The organism is Shinella sp. 20P9.1.1, assembly GCF_057798995.1.
Window position 1 is genome coordinate 148,824 of sequence record NZ_JBYOLC010000009.1, and the last position, 20,382, is coordinate 169,205.

Annotated in this window: 21 protein-coding genes; 5 read left to right on the plus strand and 16 right to left on the minus strand. The window is 64.7% G+C overall.

Translation table 11 applies throughout. The features are described 5' to 3' along the window. Positions 1–61: 61 nt before the first annotated feature. On the plus strand, positions 62–316 hold the full coding sequence (locus AC27VQ_RS16945) for a DUF982 domain-containing protein (RefSeq protein WP_488717178.1): 255 nt from the start codon (positions 62–64) through the stop codon (positions 314–316). An 88-nt stretch (positions 317–404) separates the two neighbouring features. Here AC27VQ_RS16945 and AC27VQ_RS16950 read toward each other — a convergent pair whose 3' ends face one another. From AC27VQ_RS16950 to AC27VQ_RS16975, 6 genes are all read right to left on the minus strand, one after another. Beyond that, the gene (locus AC27VQ_RS16950; protein ID WP_488717179.1) at positions 405–896 is read right to left on the minus strand and encodes a BON domain-containing protein; all 492 of its coding nucleotides are present in this window, start codon (positions 894–896) and stop codon (positions 405–407) included. A 70-nt stretch (positions 897–966) separates the two neighbouring features. Next, positions 967–1,746, minus strand: a complete 780-nt coding sequence (locus AC27VQ_RS16955; RefSeq protein WP_488717180.1) for an inositol monophosphatase family protein — start codon at positions 1,744–1,746, stop codon at positions 967–969. 11 nt (positions 1,747–1,757) lie between these two features. Further along, positions 1,758–2,495: an amino acid ABC transporter ATP-binding protein gene (locus tag AC27VQ_RS16960; RefSeq protein WP_488717181.1), complete on the minus strand. Its 738-nt coding sequence runs from the start codon at positions 2,493–2,495 to the stop codon at positions 1,758–1,760. After that, a complete protein-coding gene (locus AC27VQ_RS16965) occupies positions 2,495–3,187 on the minus strand; it encodes an ABC transporter permease (RefSeq protein ID WP_313530262.1) in 693 nt (230 codons plus the stop codon). Before AC27VQ_RS16965 ends, AC27VQ_RS16960 begins: the two co-directional genes overlap by 1 nt. Beyond that, positions 3,184–3,879, minus strand: a complete 696-nt coding sequence (locus tag AC27VQ_RS16970) for an ABC transporter permease (protein WP_488717182.1) — start codon at positions 3,877–3,879, stop codon at positions 3,184–3,186. Before AC27VQ_RS16970 ends, AC27VQ_RS16965 begins: the two co-directional genes overlap by 4 nt. 65 nt (positions 3,880–3,944) lie before the next feature. Then, positions 3,945–4,760, minus strand: coding sequence for a transporter substrate-binding domain-containing protein (locus tag AC27VQ_RS16975; protein WP_313530257.1), 816 nt, complete (start codon positions 4,758–4,760; stop codon positions 3,945–3,947). A gap of 204 nt (positions 4,761–4,964) precedes the next feature. Here AC27VQ_RS16975 and AC27VQ_RS16980 point away from each other — a divergent pair, with 204 nt between their 5' ends. Beyond that, positions 4,965–6,077 carry an aminotransferase class I/II-fold pyridoxal phosphate-dependent enzyme gene (locus AC27VQ_RS16980; protein WP_488717183.1) on the plus strand — a complete coding sequence of 371 codons (1,113 nt, stop codon included), beginning with the start codon at positions 4,965–4,967 and terminating at the stop codon, positions 6,075–6,077. A 233-nt stretch (positions 6,078–6,310) separates the two neighbouring features. Here the strand turns inward: AC27VQ_RS16980 and AC27VQ_RS16985 are convergent, their stop codons facing one another. The 10 genes from AC27VQ_RS16985 to AC27VQ_RS17030 form a co-directional block, all read right to left on the minus strand. Further along, positions 6,311–7,126, minus strand: a complete 816-nt coding sequence (locus AC27VQ_RS16985) for a helix-turn-helix transcriptional regulator (protein WP_488717184.1) — start codon at positions 7,124–7,126, stop codon at positions 6,311–6,313. A 62-nt stretch (positions 7,127–7,188) separates the two neighbouring features. Continuing rightward, positions 7,189–8,424 (minus strand): cysteine desulfurase-like protein, encoded by a 1,236-nt coding sequence (locus AC27VQ_RS16990; RefSeq protein WP_488717185.1) that lies wholly within the window; start codon positions 8,422–8,424, stop codon positions 7,189–7,191. A gap of 70 nt (positions 8,425–8,494) precedes the next feature. After that, a complete protein-coding gene (locus tag AC27VQ_RS16995) occupies positions 8,495–10,453 on the minus strand; it encodes a 3-hydroxyacyl-CoA dehydrogenase NAD-binding domain-containing protein (protein ID WP_488717186.1) in 1,959 nt (652 codons plus the stop codon). Between the two features lie 7 nt (positions 10,454–10,460). Next, positions 10,461–10,856, minus strand: coding sequence for a RidA family protein (locus tag AC27VQ_RS17000; RefSeq protein WP_488717187.1), 396 nt, complete (start codon positions 10,854–10,856; stop codon positions 10,461–10,463). A gap of 8 nt (positions 10,857–10,864) precedes the next feature. Beyond that, positions 10,865–12,037: an acyl-CoA dehydrogenase family protein gene (locus AC27VQ_RS17005; protein WP_488717188.1), complete on the minus strand. Its 1,173-nt coding sequence runs from the start codon at positions 12,035–12,037 to the stop codon at positions 10,865–10,867. A 2-nt stretch (positions 12,038–12,039) separates the two neighbouring features. After that, the gene (locus AC27VQ_RS17010) at positions 12,040–12,882 is read right to left on the minus strand and encodes an enoyl-CoA hydratase family protein (protein WP_488717189.1); all 843 of its coding nucleotides are present in this window, start codon (positions 12,880–12,882) and stop codon (positions 12,040–12,042) included. An 11-nt stretch (positions 12,883–12,893) separates the two neighbouring features. Beyond that, positions 12,894–13,664 (minus strand): SDR family NAD(P)-dependent oxidoreductase, encoded by a 771-nt coding sequence (locus tag AC27VQ_RS17015; RefSeq protein ID WP_488717190.1) that lies wholly within the window; start codon positions 13,662–13,664, stop codon positions 12,894–12,896. After that, positions 13,661–15,979, minus strand: coding sequence for a bifunctional salicylyl-CoA 5-hydroxylase/oxidoreductase (locus tag AC27VQ_RS17020; protein ID WP_488717191.1), 2,319 nt, complete (start codon positions 15,977–15,979; stop codon positions 13,661–13,663). Before AC27VQ_RS17020 ends, AC27VQ_RS17015 begins: the two co-directional genes overlap by 4 nt. Before the next feature lie 131 nt (positions 15,980–16,110). Further along, entirely contained in the window at positions 16,111–16,638 is a 528-nt protein-coding gene (locus AC27VQ_RS17025) for a MarR family winged helix-turn-helix transcriptional regulator (RefSeq protein ID WP_488717192.1), read from the minus strand. A gap of 68 nt (positions 16,639–16,706) precedes the next feature. Further along, positions 16,707–17,456 (minus strand): GntR family transcriptional regulator, encoded by a 750-nt coding sequence (locus tag AC27VQ_RS17030; RefSeq protein ID WP_488717193.1) that lies wholly within the window; start codon positions 17,454–17,456, stop codon positions 16,707–16,709. A 158-nt stretch (positions 17,457–17,614) separates the two neighbouring features. On the opposite strand from AC27VQ_RS17030, the gene AC27VQ_RS17035 reads away from it, so the two are divergent. The 3 genes from AC27VQ_RS17035 to AC27VQ_RS17045 all read left to right on the plus strand — a co-directional run bounded on the left by AC27VQ_RS17035 (position 17,615) and on the right by AC27VQ_RS17045 (position 20,376). After that, a complete protein-coding gene (locus AC27VQ_RS17035) occupies positions 17,615–18,601 on the plus strand; it encodes an ABC transporter substrate-binding protein (RefSeq protein WP_488717194.1) in 987 nt (328 codons plus the stop codon). A 65-nt stretch (positions 18,602–18,666) separates the two neighbouring features. Continuing rightward, positions 18,667–19,446, plus strand: a complete 780-nt coding sequence (locus AC27VQ_RS17040) for an ABC transporter ATP-binding protein (RefSeq protein ID WP_488717195.1) — start codon at positions 18,667–18,669, stop codon at positions 19,444–19,446. Between the two features lie 6 nt (positions 19,447–19,452). Next, positions 19,453–20,376, plus strand: a complete 924-nt coding sequence (locus AC27VQ_RS17045) for an ABC transporter permease (protein ID WP_488717196.1) — start codon at positions 19,453–19,455, stop codon at positions 20,374–20,376. Positions 20,377–20,382: the final 6 nt, after the last annotated feature.

Consider the following 20,382-nt stretch of genomic DNA (forward strand, 5'->3'; position numbering starts at 1 on the left):
CGATGGAACTTTTCACGCCATCCCTGATTGTAGAGGAAGGAACATCGAAACGAGGTTCGTCATGGAAAGCGCTCACAATTGGCCGATGCCCGTCGTGGTGACCAACGACGAAGCACAATCGTTCGTGGTTGTTCGCAGCTCACTGGAAGCGGCCGCCTATCTCTTGGAATTCTGGCCCAAGCAGCATGGCGCCGCGTTCTTCAATGCCATCCGTATCTGTGCGGATGCTCTCGATGGCGACGTGGAGGACGGTGATGTGCGCGACGCCTTCCTGGCTGCCGCCTACGACGCGAATATCGCAATCACCGTTCACTAGAAGCGTTCTTTGTTCACACCCACGGCGCCCTGGACGAACGAGGCGACCCGACAGTTGATGCCGGGCCGGCAGCATTTCATCCGTGTGTCTATTCGTCCATATCCCGCGGCATATGACTATCGACGCCGCGCGTCATGAGGTTCTCGGCCGTTACCGCGCGCACGCCTTTCACCCGGCGGACAAGGCCGATCAGGCGACGGCGGTCTTCCTCGCCATCGACGGAACCATCGAGATCGGCAATCCCGCCGCGGATCGTGATTTCCAGAGAATCGAGATCGAATCGCCCGTCTTCTTCGAGCAGTTGCGCGATGCGCTCCTCGAGATCGTCGTCGGCAATCGTGTCCGCCTCTTCGTCGGAGAACGGCAGCGGGGCGCCATCAACGTCCCGCAGTTCGGGATCGCCGGAAATCTCGATGCCGTTGTTGTCCGACTGCTCGAGATTGGCGCCCGCGGTGCCGTAGGGCGCGTTCCTGCCAGCCCCACTGCCATCGCTGTCCGCATAGGGCCAACCGTCGCGGGTGTCGCGCTGTTCGTAATCCCGGAAATCGTCTTCGCGAGAGGCTTGTTTGCGGTCGCCCATTGCTTTGCTCCATCGGTTTTGAATGATGGAGCCGAACTGCACTGGGCAGCGCTTTGTTCCGCCTCGCGCTTCAGCCCGCCGCAAGCGCCGTGAGCGCCTGCGCATGCAGTGCCGGATCACCCGCCGCGATGACGCAGCCCTTCCAGCCGAGATCGAGCGGACCACCCTGCCAGTCGGTGACGATGCCGCCTGCGCCTTCGATGATAGCGGTCGGGGCAAAGAGGTCATAGGCGTCGAAGCCGGCATCGACGGCCAAATCCGTGCGGCCGCGCGCCAGGCAGGCATAGCTGTAGCAGCTGCCGCCGTATTGCGTGAACTGCACGGAATTGTCGAGCCGTGCGAAGGGCGCACGGTCGGCCTCGGGCACGAAGCGGGGGTTGGAGGAGGTCATATAGGCATCGGCAAGTGCGGTGCCCTTGCGGCAGCGGATCGGCTTGCCGTTGTGCCAGGCGCCTTGGCTGGAAATGCCGGTCAGGCGCTCGGCGGTGGCGGGAAGGTCGATGACGCCGAGCAAAGGCTTGCCGCCATGCGCCAGCGAAATCAGAGTACCATAAACGGGAATGCCGGCGACCCAGGCGGCGGTGCCGTCGATCGGATCGAGCACCCAGACGAATTCGGCATCCAGCCGTTCGCTGCCATATTCCTCACCCATGATGCCGTGATCGGGGAAGGCGGTGCGGATTTGTTCGCGCAGCCGGGCTTCCACCGCGCGGTCGGTGGCGGTGACGAAGCTCGCATCCTGTTTCAGGTCGACGCGTGGCGCCTCTTCGGCTGCGGCCAGAAGCAAGGCGCGGGAGCTGTCGGCGATTTTCTCGGCGAAGGCGAGGAAGGTTTCGGTACTGTCGGTCATGGCTGCTCTACTCAATGGGCAAGGATCTGTCCGAGGAAGGTGCGGGCACGCTCGGACTTGGGGGCTGCGAAGAATTCGGCGGGGGTGGAGACTTCGACGATCTCGCCCTGGTCCATGAAGACGATGCGGTCGGCGACGGAGCGGGCAAAGCCCATCTCGTGCGTTACGCAGACCATCGTCATGCCCTCGCGTGCAAGATCGGTCATCACGTCGAGCACTTCGGAAATCATTTCCGGGTCGAGCGCTGAGGTCGGCTCGTCGAAGAGCATGACCTCCGGGTTCATGCAGAGCGCGCGGGCAATCGCGACGCGCTGCTGCTGGCCGCCCGAAAGCTGTGAGGGATATTTGTGCGCCTGATCGGGAATGCGCACGCGGTTGAGATACTTCATGGCGACGGCTTCCGCCTCGGCGGTCGCCATCTTGCGCACCAGGCGCGGCGCGAGCGTCAGGTTCTCCAGCACGGTCATGTGCGGGAAGAGGTTGAAGCTCTGGAACACCATGCCGACTTCGCGGCGCACGAGATCGATCTTCTTCTCGTCGTCGGTCAGCTCCTCGCCGGCAACCATGATGCGGCCGCTGTCATGCTCCTCGAGCCTGTTGATGCAGCGGATCATGGTGGATTTTCCCGAGCCCGAGGGACCGCAGACCACGACCTTCTCGCCCTTGGCGATCGAGAGATCGACATCCTTCAGCGCGTGATAGGTGCCGTAGAACTTGTTCATCTTTTCCAGGACAATGATATCGGCCATCAGGTCTTTCTCACATGGCGGTTCGCATAGGTCTCGATCAGCGTGAAGCCGGTCTGGATGATCCAGACGAGCACGAGATAGATGATCGTCGCGGCGATGAAGATCTCGTAGGGGGCGAAGGTATCGGCCACGATGGTGCGGGCGACACCCGTCATTTCCATCAGGGTCACGGTGGAGGCGAGCGCGGTCGATTTCAGCATGGAGACGATCTCGTTGCTGTAGGCGGGCAGCGCGAGGCGCACGGCGAGCGGAGCGGTGATGCGGGTCGTACGCTGGAACTTGGAAAGGCCGAGCGCCTTGCCCGCCTCAACGAAGCCCTTGTCGACACCGAGCACGCCGCCGCGCAGGATTTCCGAGACATAGGCCGCCGTATTCAGCGACAGCGCGATGACCGAGCACCAGTAGGGCTCGCGCAGGATCGGCCAGAGGATGCTCTGCCGGATGAAGCCGAACTGCGGCAGGCCGTGATAGATGACGAAGAGCTGCACGAGCAGCGGCGTGCCGCGGAAGAAGTAGATATAGGCCTTGGCGGGCCAGGAAAGCCACGCCCGCCGCGACAGGCGCATCAGCAGGATGCCGACGGCAAGGATCAGCCCGAACAGGGTGGAGACGGCGAGCAGGTTGAGGGTCAGCCCCAGGCCCTGCAGGATTTTCGGCAGACTGGTGGCGATCAGCGAGAGATCGAAGCTCATCGGGCACCTCTGAGATGACGGTTTGCGCGCCGCTCCAGCCAGCCGACGATGAGCGTGATGACCGTGGTCATCGCCAGATAGATCAGGGCGACGGTCATGTAGAGCAGGAAGGGACGGTGGATGAGCGAGTTCGCCATCTTGGCCACGAAGAGGATTTCCTCCAGCCCGATGATCGAGACGAGTGCCGTATCCTTCATGATGGACAGCATGTGATTGCCGAAATTCGGCAGCGCCAGCCGCCACATCTGCGGCAGCCGCACATAACGGAAGATCTGGTGGCGCTTGAGGCTGAGCGCCCGCGCCGCCTCGACCTGGCCGCGATCGACGCCGAGAAAGGCGCCGCGGAAGGTCTCCGTCATATAGGCCCCGACGATGAGGCCGATGGCGATGGAGCCCGCCCAGAACGGCGGCAGGTCGATGAATTTTACCGAGGGATCGACGAGCTGAACCAGCTGGGTGAGCGCGATCGCCATGCCGAAATAGAAGAGCAGCAGGACCAGAAGTTCCGGCGCGCCGCGAAACACGATGGTGTAGCCCTGGGCAATGCCGCGCAGGATGCGGCTTTTGGACAGTTTTGCCGAGGCGCCGAGAAGGCCGCAGACCACCGCGATCACCAGCGACACCGAAAAGACCTGCAACACCGTCATCAGGCCGAAGAAGAAATCGTCCCACCAGCCGTCGAGGACCGACATGCCCTACCTCCATATTCGTCATGCAGATCGGGCGCCGCGTCTGACGCGACGCCCGGAGGTCATGCTTACTGGCCCACACCCTTCCAGTTTGCCGGCTGGATGGAGAAGGGGAAGTATTTCAGGCTGTACTTTTCCAGCGAACCGTCCTTGATCATCTCCTCGAGCGCCTTGTCGATCTTGGCGAGCAGTTCGTCATTGCCCTTGCGCAGGCCGACGCCGACGCCCGGACCGAAATACTCGACCTCGTCGATCGGCGGCGAGACGAATTCGAAGCCGGCACCGTTCTCCTTGCTGAGGAAGTCGAGATAGGCCTTCATGGGATTGGTGATGGCGATGTCGATGCGGCCGTTCTGCAGGTCGAGCAGCATGGGCTGGGCACCGTCATACAGCGCGATTTCCGCGCCCGGCAGCTTGGCTTCCACCCATTTCGCATAGGTCGAGGCGCGCTCCACGCCGAAACGCAGGCCGTTGAAGGCCTCCGGGATCGGCTTGCCGTCCGCGTCGAACAGTTTCAGCGCGGCGTCCTTGGAGCCGAGGATACGGCCGAGCGAGACGCGGTAGGGAACAGAGAAATCGATCTTCTGCTTGCGCTCCTCGGTGATCGACATGGAGGCGACGATCAGGTCGAACTTGCTGGCGAGCAGCGCCGGGATCATGCCGTCCCATTCCTGGCAAACATAGTCGAGTTCGACGCCGATGCGCTCGGCAATGCCCTTGGCGACGTCAACGTCGTAGCCGGCCATCTCGCCCTCGGGCGTGCGGTAGTTGAAGGGCGCGTAGGTGCATTCCATGCCGACGCGCAGCGTTTCGGCTTGGGCGGGCATGGCAGCCGCCGTCAAGCTGACGACTGCGGCGGACAACAGACCGGTCACGAATTTCATGGCATTCCCCTTCGTTGTTGGCTCTTTGACGACGGTCCTCACTCCGCCGATGGGCAACGATGCGCTGCCAGGAGGGGGGAGGAAATCCACCCGAAGGATGATGCCGGTCACACCGAAAATGACGACCGCCATCACCCTCGGGGTGGATGGAATGTGACATCAGGTTGATCTAGCCCTTTGACATGCAGGCCAGAGGAGAGCCCCATGAAATATGTCCGCATGCCCATCGAGCTGGAATCCCCCGAGCAGCTCGGCTACGACACGATCCGCTACAATCTCTCGGAAAGCTCGGTCGCCGACCGTCGTCTGGGTGAGCTGAACCTCAGGCTGGACGACATCCTGCTGTGCTACGGCGACCATCGCGGCGCGCCGGACCTGCGCGGCCTGATCGCCGGCACGGGCGAAGGCCTGGCGGCGGACGACGTGCTCGTCACGGCGGGTGCGGCGGGCGCGCTCTTCATCATCGCGACCTCGATGCTGGAGGCCGGCGACCACATCGTCGTGGTCAGGCCGAACTATGCGACGAACCTGGAAACGCCGCGCACCATCGGCGCCGACATGACCATCGTCGATCTGACCTTCGAGACCGGCTACCGGCTCGACCTCCAGGCGATCGAGGCGGCGATCCGGCCGGAAACGAAATATGTCTCCGTCACCTATCCGCACAATCCGACCGGCGTGATGATTTCCGAGCGCGAACTGAAGGCGCTGGTCGCGCTTATCGAGCGCAAGGGCACGCGCTTGCTGTTCGACGAAACCTATCGCGAGATGACATCAGGCACGATGCTGCCGGTTGCCGCCAGCCTGTCTACCCACGTGATCAGCGTGTCCTCGCTCTCCAAGACCTACGGCATTCCCGGCATCCGCATCGGTTGGCTGATCACGCGCGACGCTGCGCTGATGGAAACCTTCCTCGCCGCGCGCGAGCAGATCGGAATTTCCGGCAGCACGGTGGACGAGTACATCGCCTATGTCGCGCTCAGCCAGCGCGATGCGTGGCTTGCCTTCAACAATGCCCGCATCGCCAGCGCCTTTGCCATCGTCAAGGACTGGATCGCTTCCGAGCCGCTGGTCGAGTGGGTCGAGCCGTCGGGCGGCTGCGTCTGTTTCCCGCGCATCGTGCCGTCGGCGAATGTCGATCTCGCCGGTTTCCACGAAAGCCTCTACAGTCGCCACCAGGCCTATGTCGGCCGCGGCAGCTGGTTCGAGCAGGACGACCGGCATTTCCGCATCGGCTATGCCTGGCCGACCGAGGACGAGCTGAGCAAGGGCCTTGCTGCCATCTCGGCCGCGATCCGCGAAAACCTGAAGTCTTGAAAAACGATGCAGGGGGCGAACCAAGTTCGCCCCTCGCCGCCGACGCAGTCCTCCTGCCCTCTCCTCCGTCATCCTCGGGCTTGACCCGAGGATCCACTCATCCGCACTGCCTGTAGCGTGGATCCTCGGCTCAAAGCCGAGGATGACGTTGGTGGGTGTGGGATGGGCGCACGGGCTTTGAATGAGGCGCGGGCTGTGGGTGCGGCCTGGGACACGAGCATGCCCCCCTCACCTCACAGATTGAGGCTGCGCAGAAACGTCGAGAACAGCTCCTGCTGCGTGGAGAGATTGAGCTTGGCGTAGAGCTTCTGCCGGTGTGTCTTCACCGTCGCGATCGAGATGCCCAGGTGATAGCTGATCGACTCGCTGGAATGGCCCTTCAGGATCAGAAGCGCCACCTCGCGCTCGCGCGGGCTCAGCACGTCGCGGCCGAAATCGCTGAAGAGATGATCGATGGGGCGCGCCTGCGGCTGGTTTTCGTTGCGCGAAAGATGTGCCCAGAGCCGGCGGAAGATCGCCGCGATCAGCGGATGCGCCTCGCGCAGCCGGGCGATGGACGCCGCGTCGAAACCGCCTTCGCTGCGGATGCGCGACAGGCTGATCTCCGCCATTTCGCCGCCCGGCAGGTCCATGGCGATCAGCAGCTCCTCCATGCCCTCCGGCCAGCCATGCGTGCGGTAGCCAAGCTCCTCGTCCTCATGGCGGCGGATATCGAGGCCGCGATAGAGGTCGGAGCCGAGATACTCGTCCGGCGCCAGGTCCCGGATCAGGTAGATACCCGCCGGCAGACCGGCGAGATAGGCGTTGTAGAACGGATTGAGTAGGTAGGTGCCGGCGATGAAGAGTTGCACCGCCCGCTTGGCCTTGGGGCCGGAGAACGTGTCGAACACGTAGCTCGGCCCGCCGTTCTTGCGATGCACCACCGAGAGCGCCAGATGGAACCGTGCGACAGAGCCGATGGCCGCCAACAACGCCGACACGCTGTCCGGCTGGTCGTAGCGGTCGAGCGCATGGGCGAAGGGCTCTATCCAGCTGGCGGTTTCGGTCATGGTTCCATCTGCAAGATTCCCGAAGGAAAACGGCTACTTATAACCCTTTACGCCAACCGTCCTCACGCCACAAGCTTGCCGACCGCCGCAAGCGTGCGCTCGATCTCCTCTGCGGAATTGTAATGCGCGATACCGATGCGCACCACGCCCTCCTCTTCGGAAAGGCCGAGATGGCGGGCGGGCTCCAGCGCGTAGTTGTGGCCGGACCAGACATTGATGTCCTCTGCCGCCAGCGCTTCGGCGAAACGATGGGTCGAGACGCGGTCATGCGTGAAGGAGATCGTCGGCACGCGATGGGCGAAGAGATTGGGATTGGCGATGCCGACCAGCCGGACACCCGGCAGCGCCGTCAACCCGCCGATCAACCGGCGCGTCAGGCCCGCCTCATAGGCATCGAACGCCTGGTAGGCGCCGGCCATCTTTTCGCGCCGCGTGCCCGTGCTGCCGGTCGCTTCACCTGTCGATGCCAGATAATCGATCGTCGCGGTGAGGCCGGCGAGAAGCTCGGTCTGCGGCGTGCCGGTGCAGAAACGGTCGGGAATGTCGTCGCTCTGGCAGCGTACGCGATGCGGCGGCAGCGCGCGCAGCAGGTCGCCGCGCCCCCAGAGCACGCCAAGATGCGGGCCGAAGAACTTGTAGGACGAGCAGACGAGGAAATCGCAGCCGATCGCCTGCACATCCGGCAGGTGGTGCGGCGCAAGCTGCACCGCATCGATCCAGACGAGCGCGCCGGCCGCCTTGGCCAAGGCTGTCAGCGCAGTGACGTCGTTGATGCTGCCGGTCATGTTCGAGGCGTAGTTGAGCGCCAGGAATTTCGTGCGCGGCGTGAGAAGAGCTGCAAGGTCCTCCGGCTCGATGCGCCAGGTCTCCTTGTTGAAGGGCAGCCACTTCACCGTCAGCCCGTAGGCCTCGGCCATGGCAAGCCACGGCGAGACGTTGCCTTCATGATCCATGCGCGTGACGATGACCTCGTCGCCGGGCGAAAGCGTGCTGCCGATGACACGCCCCATCTGGAAGGCGAGCGTCGTCATGTTCGGGCCGATGATCATCTCCTGCCAGGAGGCGGCGTTGACGAACTCGGCGGCCGCATCATGCGCGGCGCGCCAGGTGGCATCCGCGCGCTGCGAAGCGGCAAAGCGCCCGCCGAGATTGGACGAGGCCGTCGCCATCGCCCCGGCCACGGCGTCGATCACCATCCGTGGAACCAGCGTTCCCGCGGGATTGTCGAGATAGGCGGTGCGCGAACCCTCCAGAGCGGGGAAGGAGGCGCGGATCAGGTCTATCGGATAGGCAGTCATGGGCGGCACCCTTTGCAGAACGCTGTTGTCTGCTCCTGTGTGCCGCGTTCCGCCGCCGGCCGCCATCCTCCTAGGAGATGAGCCCGGCGGCAAACATCGGCCCGCCCTTGTGCGCGGGAAAGCCGTAGCCGTTGATCATCACCAGATCGATATCGCTGGCGCGCGCGGCAATGCCCTCGGAGAGCAGCGCCCTGCCCTCATCGGCCATCACCTTCAGAAGCCGTTCCATGATCTCGCCTGCCGTGAAAGCGCGCGGCACGGTGCCCTTCGCCGCCCGCGCCGCTTCGATCAAAGCGGTGACAGCGGGGTCGACGCTTTTCTCACCGTTCGGATAGGCATACCAACCGAGCCCGGTCTTGCGCCCGAGCCGGCCCGCCTCGCACAATCTGTCGGCGATGTCGACATAGCGTTCGGCGGGATCGCGTGTCGCGGCCTGACGCTTGCGGCGCGCCCAGGCAATGTCGAGGCCGGCCATGTCGCTGACGGCAAAAAAGCCCATCGGGAAACCGTAAGCCTCCATCGCGGCATCGATCTCCTGCGGGAGCGCACCATCCTCCACCATGAATTCCGCCTCGCGGCGATAGGCGGAGAAGATGCGGTTGCCGACGAAACCTTCGGTGACGCCGCAGACGATGGGGAGCTTGCCGAGGAGTTTGACGACGGCGAGCGCGCTTGCCAGCACGTCGGGCGCGGTTTTCGTGCAATCAACCACTTCCACGAGGCGCATGATATTCGCCGGCGAAAAGAAATGCAGGCCGACCACGCGGGACGGATCGGCGGTTGCGGCAGCGATCGTGTCGGGATCGAGATAACTCGTATTGGTCGCCAGGATGGCCTGCGGCGCGACGATGTCGTCGAGCCTGCGGAACAGTTCCGTCTTGACCGCGAGATCGTCGAAGACCGCTTCTATGACCAGATCGGCCGTCGCGAGGTTTTTGGCCTCGGTTGTCGTTTCCAACCGGGAGAGGCAGGCGTCGCGCATGTCGGGCGTAAGGCGCTTTGACTGGACGGCCTTGTCGAGCAGGCCGGCGATGCGGGCGCGGCCGCTCTCGGCCGCCTCCATGGTCTGCTCCAGCGCGACGACGCGGTAACCGGCGGTGAGCGCCGAAACGGCAATGCCGGAGCCCATCAGCCCCGTGCCGACCACGCCGATGGTTTCGATCCGGCGCGGCTGCACGCCTTCAAGCGTATCGACCTTGCCGGCGGCGCGCTCGGCGAAGAAGACATGCCGCAAGGCAGCGGATTCCTTGGAGTCACGCAGGCGCAGGAAGGTGGCCCGCTCTTCCGAGAGCCCCTGTTCGAGACCGAGCCGGCCGGCTGCCTTGACAAGGCGGATGGCCTCAGTGGGCGCGGTCTGGCCCCGGCTCTTGCCGATGACCTTCGCCTCCGCCGCGCTGACTGCGGCCTCGTCCGCGGCGGGCACGGCAAGCGCGCCGGTGCGGCGTAACGGCTGTCCGGCCTTTTCCCGCACGGCGGCGATGGCAGCGGCAACAGCATCGGCGGCAACGACATCGGCAAGACCCGATGCGACGGCCTCCGCGCTCTTCACCGCCCGTCCCGTACCGATGAGGTCGATGGCCGCGACCGGGCCGATCAGACGCGGCAGGCGCTGTGTACCACCGGCGCCGGGCACGAGGCCGAGTTTCACTTCCGGCAGGCCGAAGCTCGCGCTTTCACCGGCGATGCGGCCATGGCAGGCCAGCGCCACCTCGCAGCCGCCGCCGAGGGCCACGCCGTTTACGGCTGAGACGACGGGTTTCTCGAAGCGCTCAATACGCTCGATGACATCAGGAAGTATGGGCTCGACCGGTGGCTTGCCGAATTCCTTGATATCGGCGCCGCCGATGAAGGTGCGGCCTGCGCCCGTGACCACGATCCCGACGATATCCGTTGCGCCTGCGGCATGGTCCAGGGCTGCGACCAGCCCCGCCCGGACATGGGCCGAGAGCGCATTGACCGGCGGATTGTCGATGGTGACGACGAGCACGCCGTCATGGCTGGAGGCCGAAACGCTCTCGGAAAACCGCATTTTTCGCCTATTCGGGAATGACGGCCGTGGCCTGGATTTCGATCTTGGCGCGGTCTTCCACCAGCGCCACCACCTGCATGGCAGCCATGGCGGGATAATGCCGGCCGATGGTCTCGCGATAGGCCTGGCCGATGCCGCGAAGATTGCCGAGATATTCCTGCTTGTCGGTGAAATACCAGGTCATGGTGGTGATGTGGTGCGGTTCCGCACCGCCGGCGGCGAGCACGGCGACGACGTTCTTCAGCGTCTGGCGCACCTGCTCGACGAAATCGTCGGTCTCGAACGCGCAGCTCTCGTTCCAGCCGATCTGGCCACCGACGAAGAGCGTGCGGCCGCTCGCCGCCACGCCGTTGGCATAGCCGATGGGCTTCGCCCAGCCTTCAGGTTGCAGGATCGTGTGCATGGCGTCTCCTATCGTGCCGCTTCTTTCATCAGCTCGCGGCCGATGATGAGTTTTTGGACTTCCGTCGCGCCCTCGTAGATGCGCAGCGCGCGGATCTCGCGATAGAGCCGCTCGGTGATTTCGCCGGTGCGCACCCCCCTGCCCCCGAACAGCTGCAGTGCCTGATCGATGACCCATTGGGCGTTTTCCGTCGCGGTCATCTTGGCCATCGCCGCCTCACGCGTCGTCGGCTGCTTCTGCACGTCGCGCTTCCAGGCGGTGCGGCTGGTCAGGAGTGCGGCGGCATCGATGGCGGTTGCCATCTCACCGAGCGTGCTCTGCGCCGTCGGCAGGTCGGAGAGCGTTGCGCCGAACATCTTTCGGGTCTTGGCGTGCGCCACAGCCTCGTCGAGCGCGCGACGGGCGAAGCCGATGGCGGCCGCCGCCACGGACGGGCGAAAAATGTCGAGCGTGCGCATGGCAATCTTGAAACCCTCGCCGGGGCTGCCGAGCAGCTGCGTAGCAGGGATCCGGCAATTTTCGAAGCGGATGCGGGCGAGCGGGTGTGGCGCGATGGTCTCGATGCGCTCAACGATGCTGAAGCCGGGCGTATCTGCGAAGACGACGAAGGCGGAGATGCCGCGCGTGCCGGGCGCCTCGCCGGTGCGGGCAAAGAGCGTGTAGACATCGGCGATGCCGCCATTGGAAATCCAGGTCTTCTCGCCGTCGAGAACGAAGTGGTCGCCCTCGCGCCGGGCCGCACAGGCCAGCGCGGCGACGTCGGAGCCGGCGTCGGGCTCGGACAGCGCGAAGGCGGACAGCCATTCGCCGCGCGCCACTTTCGGCAGGATCAGTTCCTTCAGCACCGGCGAACCGGACAGGCTGATCGCACCCGTTCCCAGCCCCTGCATGGCGAAGGCGAAATCGGCGAGGCCGTCGGCATAGGCGAGCGTTTCGCGCACCAGGCAGAGCGCCCGGCTGTCGATCTCTTCGCTGGCCCCGCCGAAGGCTTTTGGAACGCAATGGCGCAGGATGCCGTCAGCGCCGAGGGACGCGACCAGCTGCCGGCAGGCCGCATCGACATTCCTATGGTCGATATTGTCGAGGCCGCGACGGGCGACGAAGCCGTCGAGTTCGGCCGCAAGCGCGCGATGGCTCTCGTCGAAGAACGGCCAGTCGAGGTGATCGCGGGTCGGCGCCATCGTCAGTTCCCCTCGAAGGCGGGTTTTTCCTTGGCGGCGAAGGCCTCGAAGGCGCGGCGGAAATCGCCGGTCGCCATGCAGATCGCCTGCGCCTGCGCTTCCGCCTCGATCATCTGGTCGATGCCCATCGCCCATTCCTGATCGAGCATCTTCTTCGTCATGGCATGGGCGAACCACGGACCATCGGCGAGATTGCGGGCGAATTTTTGCGCCTCGGCGAGCACGGCGTCGTGCTCGTGCAGCGCATTGTAGAAGCCCCAGTTGTAGCCTTCCGAAGCGCTCATCACGCGGCCGGTGAACAGCAATTCGGCAGCACGGCCCTGGCCGATAATGCGGGGAAGGATGCCGCAGGCGCCCATGTCGGCACCGGCAAGACCGACGCGGGTGAAGAGGAAGGCGGTCTTGGCCTCCGGCGTTGCAACACGATAGTCCGAGGCCATGGCGAGGATCGCGCCGGCACCGGCGCAGATGCCGTCGACGGCGGCGATGATCGGCTGCGGGCAGGCGCGCATCTGGCGCACCAGCTCGCCCGTCATGCGGGTGAAGGCGAGAAGATCGGGCATCGCCATCTCGGTCAGCGGCTTGATGATATCGAACACATCGCCGCCGGAGGAGAAATTGCCGGCCGCCCCCGTCAGCACCACGGCGCGCACATCGCTGGCCCGCGTCAGCGACCGGAAGAGATCGCCCAGTTCCTCGTAGCTTTCGAAGGTCAGCGGGTTCTTCTTGTCAGGACGGTTGAGCGTGATCGTCGCGACGCGGCCGTCGGCATCCGTCTCGAACAGGAAATGCTTCGCCTTATGGTTCTTGAAGGGGCGCTGCTTGGCCTGCATGGGGTTGGTCATGTCGTCGTCCTTCAGAGGATTTCGCCGCCGGCGACCGCGATGGCCTGGCCGGTGATCGCGCTCGCCCCTTCGGAGACGAGCCAGGAAACGGTGTGCGCCACCTCGCTCGGGCTCACCAGCCGGCCCTGCGGGTTGGAGCGCGCGAGACTGGCGCGCGCCTCCTCGCGCGAGCGGCCGGTCTTCTCGCTGATCGTGTCGAGGGCGCCGTCGATCAGCGGCGTATCGGTGAAGCCGGGGCAGACGGCGTTGACGGTGACGTCGCTGCGCGCCAGCTCCAGGGCGAGCGCCCGCGTCAAGCCGATGACGCCGTGTTTGGAGGCGCAGTAGGCGGAAACATAGGCATAGCCCGTGAGGCCGGCGGTGCTTGCGACATTGACGATGCGGCCGTTGCCGGCGCGGCGGACGGAGGCGAGTGCGGCCTGCGTCACCAGATAGACGCCGGTGAGGTTGATGGAGAGCACGCGCTGCCAGAGGGCGAAATCGGTCTTTTCGAACGGCGCGGAGGGGGCTTCACCCGCGCAGTTCACCAACACGGCAATCTCGCCGGCCGATGCGATCGCGGCGGCGATGCCGCGTTCGACGGCCGTAGCATCCGTCACGTCGAAACCACCGTGGACGAAGGCCTCGCCACCGGCTGCGTGGATCTCCTCGCGCACCGCTTCTAAAGATCCTGCCCGCCGACCCGCGAGGCTGACGATGTGACCCTCGGCGGCAAGCGCCAGTGCGATGGCCTTGCCGATGCCGCTGCCGGCGCCTGTGATAAAAGCGTGCCGCCTGCTCATGGCTTGCCCGCCGTCGTCGCACGGGCGAGGTTGTTCACATATTGCGCGCGGGCGGAATAATATTGTTTCGGCCAGGGCTGGGCGTCATAGCCGATCTTCGCCGCCTCGTGCATCACGAAGGACGGGTCGGCCAGATGCGGGCGGGCGACGGCGCAGAGATCGGCGCGGCCAGCGGCGATGATCGAATTGGCGTGGTCGGCCTCGGAAATCGCGCCGACGGCGATGGTCGGCACCTGGATCTCGTTGCGGATCTTGTCGGAGAACGGCGTCTGGAACAGGCGGCCATAGACCGGCTTCTCCTCCTTCACCACCTGGCCGGACGAGCAGTCGATCATGTCGGCGCCGGCCTCCTTGAACATCTTCGCGAAGATCGCCGCATCCTCCGGCGTGTTGCCGCCCTCGTGCCAATCGTTCGTCGAGAGGCGCACGGAGATCGGCTTGTCCTCAGGCCACACCTTGCGGATGGCGTCGAATACTTCGAGCGGGAAGCGGGCACGCGCCGCATGATCGCCGCCGTAGTCGTCGGTGCGCTGGTTGGTCAGCGGCGAGAGGAAGCTCGACAGGAGATAGCCGTGCGCAGCGTGCAGTTCGAGAATATCGAAGCCGATGTCGCGCGCCCGTTCGGTCGCCGCCACGAAGTCGGCGACGACGCGGTCCATGTCCTCGCGGGTCATTTCGCGCGGCGTCTCAGAATGCTTGAGATAGGGCAAGGCCGAAGCCGAGATCAGCGGCCAACCGCCTTCGGCGAGCGGCTGGTCGATGCCGTCCCAGGCAAGTTTCGTCGCACCCTTGCGCCCGGCATGGCCGAGCTGGATGCCGATTTTAGCAAGCGTCTCATGATGCACGAAATGGACGATGCGCTGGAAGGCCTGCTGCTGCTCGTCGTTCCAGAGGCCGAGGCAGCCGGGCGTGATGCGTGCATCGGGCGAGACGCAGGTCATTTCGGGGAAAACGAGGGCGGCACCGCCCATGGCGCGCGCGCCGAGATGCACGAGATGGAAATCGCCCGGCAGACCGTCCGTCGCAGAATACATCGCCATCGGCGAGACGACGATGCGGTTCCTGAGCGTCAGGCCGCGCAGCGTGAAGGGCGTGAACATCGGTGGCGGCACGGCACCGTTTGCCGCCTTCTCCGCACCGGCCCGCTCGGCGAACCAGCGCTCGAAACCTTCCAGCCACACCTTGTCGCGCAGGCGAAGGTTCTCGTGGCTGATGCGCTGCGAGCGCGTCAGCATGGAATACATGAACTGTTCCGGCTCCAGCGTATCGGCATAACGTGTGCCGACCACCTCGAACCATTCCATGGCGTTGCGCGCGGCATTCTGGATGCGCGCGACATCGACGCGGCGCACCTCCTCGTAAGCCGCGAGCACGGCGGGGATGCTCGCCTTGTCGTGGCCGATCAGGTCGAACTGCCGGGTGAGCTCGATTGCGTCGTCGATGGCGAGCTTGGTGCCCGAGCCGATGGCGAAATGGGCGGTGTGGGCGCTGTCACCCATCAGCACGACATGGCTGTTGCCGTTGAAATGGCTCCACTTCTCGCAGATCAGCCGGCCGAAATTGAGCCATGCCGAGCCGCGCAGATGGCGCGCATTGGTCATCAGGCCGTGGCCGTCGAGACTTTCGGCAAAGAGCTTTTCGCAGAAGGCGATGGACTGGTCCTGGTCCATCCTGTCCAGCCCGTGCGCCTTGAACACCTCGTCAGTCGTCTCGACGATGAAGGTCGAGGTCGTGTCGTCGAAGCGGTAAACATGCGCCTGGAACCAGCCGTGTTCGGTGCGCTGAAAATCGAAGGTGAAGGCATCGAACGGCTTGTTGGTGCCGAGCCAGATATAGCGGTTCGGCCGCATGACCATGTCGGGCTGGAAGACATCGGCATATTTGTTGCGGATGCGGGAATTGACGCCATCGGCCGCGATGATGAGGTCGGCCTCCGGGAATTCCTCGTCGCCCTGCACGTCGCGCTCGAACAGCAGTTCGACGCCGAGCTCAAGGCAGCGCTCCTGCAGGATGTTGAGCATCTTCTTGCGGCCGATGCCGACGAAGCCGTGGCCGGTGGTGCGGATCTTGCGACCCTTGAAGACCAGTTCGATATCGTCCCAATGGTTGAAGGAGACTTCAATCGCCTCGGCCGTTTCCGGATCCCACTGGCGCATCGACTGCATCGTGGCATCGGAAAAGACGACGCCCCAGCCGAACGTATCGAAAGCCCGGTTGCGCTCGACGACGGTAACGTGATGTTCGGGATGCTGGCGCTTCATCAGAAGCGCGAAATAGAGACCGGCAGGCCCACCACCGATACAAACGATCCGCATGTCGTTCTCCTCCCGAGCTCCGGCTGCGTGTGTCGCGGATGCAAAGGGGCACCCCGGACTGTGAACGCAGGGTGGACTCGTTTCAGAGAAATTTCAAGCTTAAAATTGTTTTGGGCGGATGGGCCTTTTCGCTAACCGCCGCCCTTGGCAAGCGAGGCGATGATGGAGCGCTTGAGCTTGGCCAGCTCATCCATCAGCACGCTGCCATCCGCCGGTGCGAGACCGGCGAAGAGGTCGGAAATCCAGTCGGCGTGGCGGGCCGCCATCTTCTCGAATTCGGCGCGGCCGAAGGGGGTGAGCGCGATGATCTGCACGCGACGGTCGGTTGGAAACGTCGTGCGGCTAAGATGGCCGCTCTCCGTCAGGCGCTCGACGAGGACGGTGATATTGCCGGGCGAGACCATCATGCGCTTGGAGACTTCGCCGAGCACCATGCCGTCGGGCGCCCGTTCCAGCTGGGCCATCAGGTCGAAGCGCGGCAGGGTGGAATCGAATTCCTCACGCAGGCGGCGGCGGACCTCACTCTCAACCAGCGTCGAGCAGGTGAGCAGACGCAGCCAGAGACGCAGCTCGGCACGGTGGTCGTGCGGCGCTTCCAGAACCTTGGTTTCGCCATCCAGCCAGTCCGGCGCGATGGCGAATTCGTCGTCACCCGTCATAACAAAGGTCCGTTTCCTGTCCCGTCGCCTTGCCTTTTAGAGATGTTTGCAGCGCTTGGACAGCGCCGTCATTTGGACGGATGCGGCTCGGCGCGGTCGCCGTCCTCGGACTGGGCGAAAACATTCACCGTCAGGCCGATATGCGCGGCCATCAGGGCCTGAGCGCGCGCGGCATTCCGGTCGAGCGCGGCCTCCATCAGCTCGGTATGGTGCTCGATCGACATGGCGTCATGAAGGGCGGCGACCGCCGCCTCATAGCCCTCCGTCCTCCCCTCGGCCGCGCGGAGCGCCGGGGCGAGGCTGAGGAAGCGGTGATGGCGGCGCAGCTGATCGGACACCGTGGCCTGGAAACGCAACAGCCAATTCGACCGGGCAGCGCTGATCAGGGCGGTGTGGAAGGCGGCATGCCGCTCGTCCCACTCGTCGATCTCGGCCTCCGTCGCCGTCTCGACGACGAGCTTGCACCGCGAAAGCCGGTAATGCGCCGTGACGACGTCCGATTCCCAGGCGCCGTCGCCATTGGCAATCGATTCCAGCAGGAGCGGGATTTCCACGACCATGCGGGCACGCGTCAAATCCTCCAGCGCAGCCAGGGAAACCGGCGCGACGGCAAAACCGCGATTGCTGATCGCCGTCACCAGTCCCTCGGCCTCCAGCCGCGACAGCGCCTCGCGCAGCGGCGTCCAGCCGAGTTCGTAGCGATCGCGGAGCGCACTCAGCTTCATCGGCGCACCGGGCTTCAGCCGCGTCGCGAGAATATCGCGGCGCAGCAGGCGATAGGCGGATTCGGTCTTGGTCGATTGCTCGTGCTCTTGCATCGAGGCCCCTCAGCGCAGGCATGTTTTGCGCCGAATATATATACTTTCGGCTCCGTGATCAAAATATATATATTATTTGACAAGCTGTCCGACCGCCGCCATGATCCGCGCCAAGCCGCTGAGGAACGGCGGCCGCTTGTCATCTCTGGGAGGATTTCATGAGCAGGCTTACTAAGTCATTCGTTTCGGGACTGGTTCTGGCCGGCGCACTGGCGCTCAGCGCCGCAAATGCGCTCGCTGAGCCGATCCGCATCGGGATCGCCAATTTCGGCGAGCACCCGCAGCTTGCCGCCTCGATCGCCGGTTTCAAGAAGGCGATGGCGGAGAACGGCTTCGTCGAAGGCACCGACGTCGTCTACACCGAGAGCCACACCAATTTCGACGCCTCGCTGGTGCCGCAGATGATCGCCAAGCTTCAGGCCGAACAGCCGAAGCTGATCTACACGATCACCACGCCCGTCTCGCAGATCGCCAAGAAGGCACTCGCCGGCTCCGGCATTCCGGTCGTCTTCTCGGCCGTCACCGATCCGGTCGCCGCCAAGCTGGTGCCCTCCTGGGAAGCCGGTGACGACGGCATGACGGGTGCGACCGACCTGCAGGACGTCGCCGCGGTGATGGAATTCGCCCACAAGCTGCTGCCGAACGCCAAGCGTTTCGGCGTGCCCTACAATCCGGGCGAGGCCAACGACGTGGCGCTGCTCGACAAGATCAAGGAAGCGGCCCCCGCGGCCGGCTTCGAGGTCGTCGATGTCGGCGTCGACAACGTCAACGACATCCAGCAGCGCATCGCCTCCTTCGCCGGCAAGGCGGACGTGATCTACACGCCCGCCTCCAACCTGCTCCAGCCGGCCATCGCCGCCGTTTCGGCCGCAGCCCGCCAGGCGCAGATCCCGATCGTCAATTCCGACGACGGCGCCGTGCGCGACGGTGTCGTACCGGCAAGCTTCGCCGTGAACTACGAGCAGGTCGGCCTTGCCGCCGGCAAGATCGCCGCAGAGATCCTGAAGGGCAAGGACCCGAAGACCATCGCTCCCTGGCGTCCGGCCTATGAGGACCACAAGCCGCTGATCTCCAAGAAGACGCTCGCCGCCTTCGGCGTCGAAGTGCCCGCCTCGCTTGCCGATTGCGGCTGCCTGATCGACTGATCCGACCTTCGCGTCTATCCGGTGACGGCGCCTGCGCGCCGTCACCCCATAAAAAGGGGAAGCCCATGCTGGAAATCCAGTCGGCGCGAAAAGTGTTCTACAAGGGACAGGCGGACGAGAAGACCGCCCTCGGCGATCTCAACCTGCGGCTCGGAACGGGCGAATTCGGTGTCGTCATCGGCTCGAACGGCGCCGGCAAGAGCAGCATGCTCAATGCCATCTCGGGCGCGCTGGTGCTCGACAGCGGCAAGATCGTCATCAACGGCGACGACGTGACGGCGATGCCGGTCCACAAACGCGCCATGCGGCTTGCTCGCGTCTTCCAGGACCCGATGAAGGGCACCGCCGCCTCGATGACGGTGGCCGAAAACATGCTGCTTGCGGACCTTCGCGCCAACAAGCGCACGCTGCGCCGTGGCCTCAACCCGGCACGGCTCGCCTCCTATAAGGAGCGCCTGTCGCTGCTCGGCCTCGGCCTCGAAAACCGGCTCGACACCCGCGTGGAACTGCTCTCCGGCGGCCAGCGGCAATCGCTGTCGCTGATCATGGCGGTCGGCGGATCGCCGGAACTGCTTCTGCTCGACGAGCACACGGCAGCGCTCGATCCGCGCACCGCCGACATCGTCATGCAGGCGACGATCCGCGCCGTCGAGGCGCTCAAACTCACCACGCTGATGGTGACGCACAACATGCAGCACGCCGTGGATTTCGGCCACCGGGTCATCATGCTCGATGCCGGCCGCGTGCGGCTTGAAATCGCCGGCGCCGAGAAGACGGCGATCACGGTCCCCGACCTGATCGGCCATTTCTCCGTCAAGACCGACCGCATGTTTCTGGCGAGCTGAGAACCCATGGATTTCCTGCAAAACACCCTTGCGAGCTTTGTCTCGCTCGTTCCCGTCACGCTGGCACAGAGCCTCATCCTCGCCTTCGTCGTGCTCGGCATCATGATCCCCTTCCGCATGCTGAGCTTTCCGGACCTGACCAGCGAGGGCGCGTTCCCGCTCGGCGGCTGCGTCTGCGGCGTGCTGATGGCGGCGGGCATGTCGCCCCTGCCGGCGATCCTCATCGCGCTTCTCGCCGGTTTCGTCGCCGGCTGCTGCACCGCCTTCATCCATCTGCGCTTCCGCATCCATACGCTGCTGGCGGGCATCCTGATGATGACGATGCTTTATTCGATCAACCTGCGCATCATGGGCCGCTCGAACCTTTCGGTCTTCGGTTCGCCGACGGTGTTCGACTGGGTGCCGGGCCTGCAACCCGGCTTTCCGGCGAGTAAGATCGTGATGGCCGGCGCCTTCGGTCTCCTCGTCTTCGCGCTGCTCCTGCATTTCTTCCGCACGGAAAAGGGCACGGCCGTGCGCGCCGTCGGCGCCAACCCTGATATGGCCGAGGCACAGGGTATCAATGTCTGGCTCGCCACCATCGGCGGGGTCGGCCTTGCCGGCGCGTTTTCCGCCGCCGGCGGCGCGCTGATGGTGCAGTCGCAGGGTTTCGCCGACGTCAATATGGGTCTCGGCATCCTCATCAACGGGCTGGCCGCCCTGATGATCGGCGAGGCCATTGTCGGCAAGCAGAGTGTGCTGCGCCAGCTCGCCGCCCCCTTCGTCGGCGCCATCGTCTATTACCAGCTCGTCTCCTTCTGCCTTGCCGCCGGCATGCCGCCGCCGGACCTGAAGCTGGCGACGGGCCTCTTCGTGCTCGCCATGCTGGCCCTGCCGAGCCTCAAGCGCGGCCGCGGCCCGGCCCCCGCCCGCGAAACCGTTCGTGAATAGGATTTT

Bases quoted from the DNA above. Each gene is read 5' to 3' on its own strand.
- AC27VQ_RS17000 (WP_488717187.1), bottom strand. From the start codon at position 10,856: ATGCACACGATCCTGCAACCTGAAGGCTGGGCGAAGCCCATCGGCTAT.
- AC27VQ_RS16970 (WP_488717182.1), bottom strand. From the start codon at position 3,879: ATGTCGGTCCTCGACGGCTGGTGGGACGATTTCTTCTTCGGCCTGATG.
- AC27VQ_RS16955 (WP_488717180.1), bottom strand. From the start codon at position 1,746: ATGACCGACAGTACCGAAACCTTCCTCGCCTTCGCCGAGAAAATCGCC.
- AC27VQ_RS16945 (WP_488717178.1), top strand. From the start codon at position 62: ATGGAAAGCGCTCACAATTGGCCGATGCCCGTCGTGGTGACCAACGAC.
- AC27VQ_RS17030 (WP_488717193.1), bottom strand. From the start codon at position 17,456: ATGCAAGAGCACGAGCAATCGACCAAGACCGAATCCGCCTATCGCCTG.
- AC27VQ_RS16975 (WP_313530257.1), bottom strand. From the start codon at position 4,760: ATGAAATTCGTGACCGGTCTGTTGTCCGCCGCAGTCGTCAGCTTGACG.
- AC27VQ_RS16995 (WP_488717186.1), bottom strand. From the start codon at position 10,453: ATGCGGTTTTCCGAGAGCGTTTCGGCCTCCAGCCATGACGGCGTGCTC.
- AC27VQ_RS16965 (WP_313530262.1), bottom strand. From the start codon at position 3,187: ATGAGCTTCGATCTCTCGCTGATCGCCACCAGTCTGCCGAAAATCCTG.
- AC27VQ_RS17015 (WP_488717190.1), bottom strand. From the start codon at position 13,664: ATGAGCAGGCGGCACGCTTTTATCACAGGCGCCGGCAGCGGCATCGGC.
- AC27VQ_RS16980 (WP_488717183.1), top strand. From the start codon at position 4,965: ATGAAATATGTCCGCATGCCCATCGAGCTGGAATCCCCCGAGCAGCTC.
- AC27VQ_RS17005 (WP_488717188.1), bottom strand. From the start codon at position 12,037: ATGGCGCCGACCCGCGATCACCTCGACTGGCCGTTCTTCGACGAGAGC.
- AC27VQ_RS16985 (WP_488717184.1), bottom strand. From the start codon at position 7,126: ATGACCGAAACCGCCAGCTGGATAGAGCCCTTCGCCCATGCGCTCGAC.
- AC27VQ_RS17020 (WP_488717191.1), bottom strand. From the start codon at position 15,979: ATGCGGATCGTTTGTATCGGTGGTGGGCCTGCCGGTCTCTATTTCGCG.
- AC27VQ_RS17035 (WP_488717194.1), top strand. From the start codon at position 17,615: ATGAGCAGGCTTACTAAGTCATTCGTTTCGGGACTGGTTCTGGCCGGC.
- AC27VQ_RS17025 (WP_488717192.1), bottom strand. From the start codon at position 16,638: ATGACGGGTGACGACGAATTCGCCATCGCGCCGGACTGGCTGGATGGC.
- AC27VQ_RS17040 (WP_488717195.1), top strand. From the start codon at position 18,667: ATGCTGGAAATCCAGTCGGCGCGAAAAGTGTTCTACAAGGGACAGGCG.
- AC27VQ_RS16960 (WP_488717181.1), bottom strand. From the start codon at position 2,495: ATGGCCGATATCATTGTCCTGGAAAAGATGAACAAGTTCTACGGCACC.
- AC27VQ_RS16950 (WP_488717179.1), bottom strand. From the start codon at position 896: ATGGGCGACCGCAAACAAGCCTCTCGCGAAGACGATTTCCGGGATTAC.
- AC27VQ_RS17045 (WP_488717196.1), top strand. From the start codon at position 19,453: ATGGATTTCCTGCAAAACACCCTTGCGAGCTTTGTCTCGCTCGTTCCC.
- AC27VQ_RS17010 (WP_488717189.1), bottom strand. From the start codon at position 12,882: ATGACCAACCCCATGCAGGCCAAGCAGCGCCCCTTCAAGAACCATAAG.
- AC27VQ_RS16990 (WP_488717185.1), bottom strand. From the start codon at position 8,424: ATGACTGCCTATCCGATAGACCTGATCCGCGCCTCCTTCCCCGCTCTG.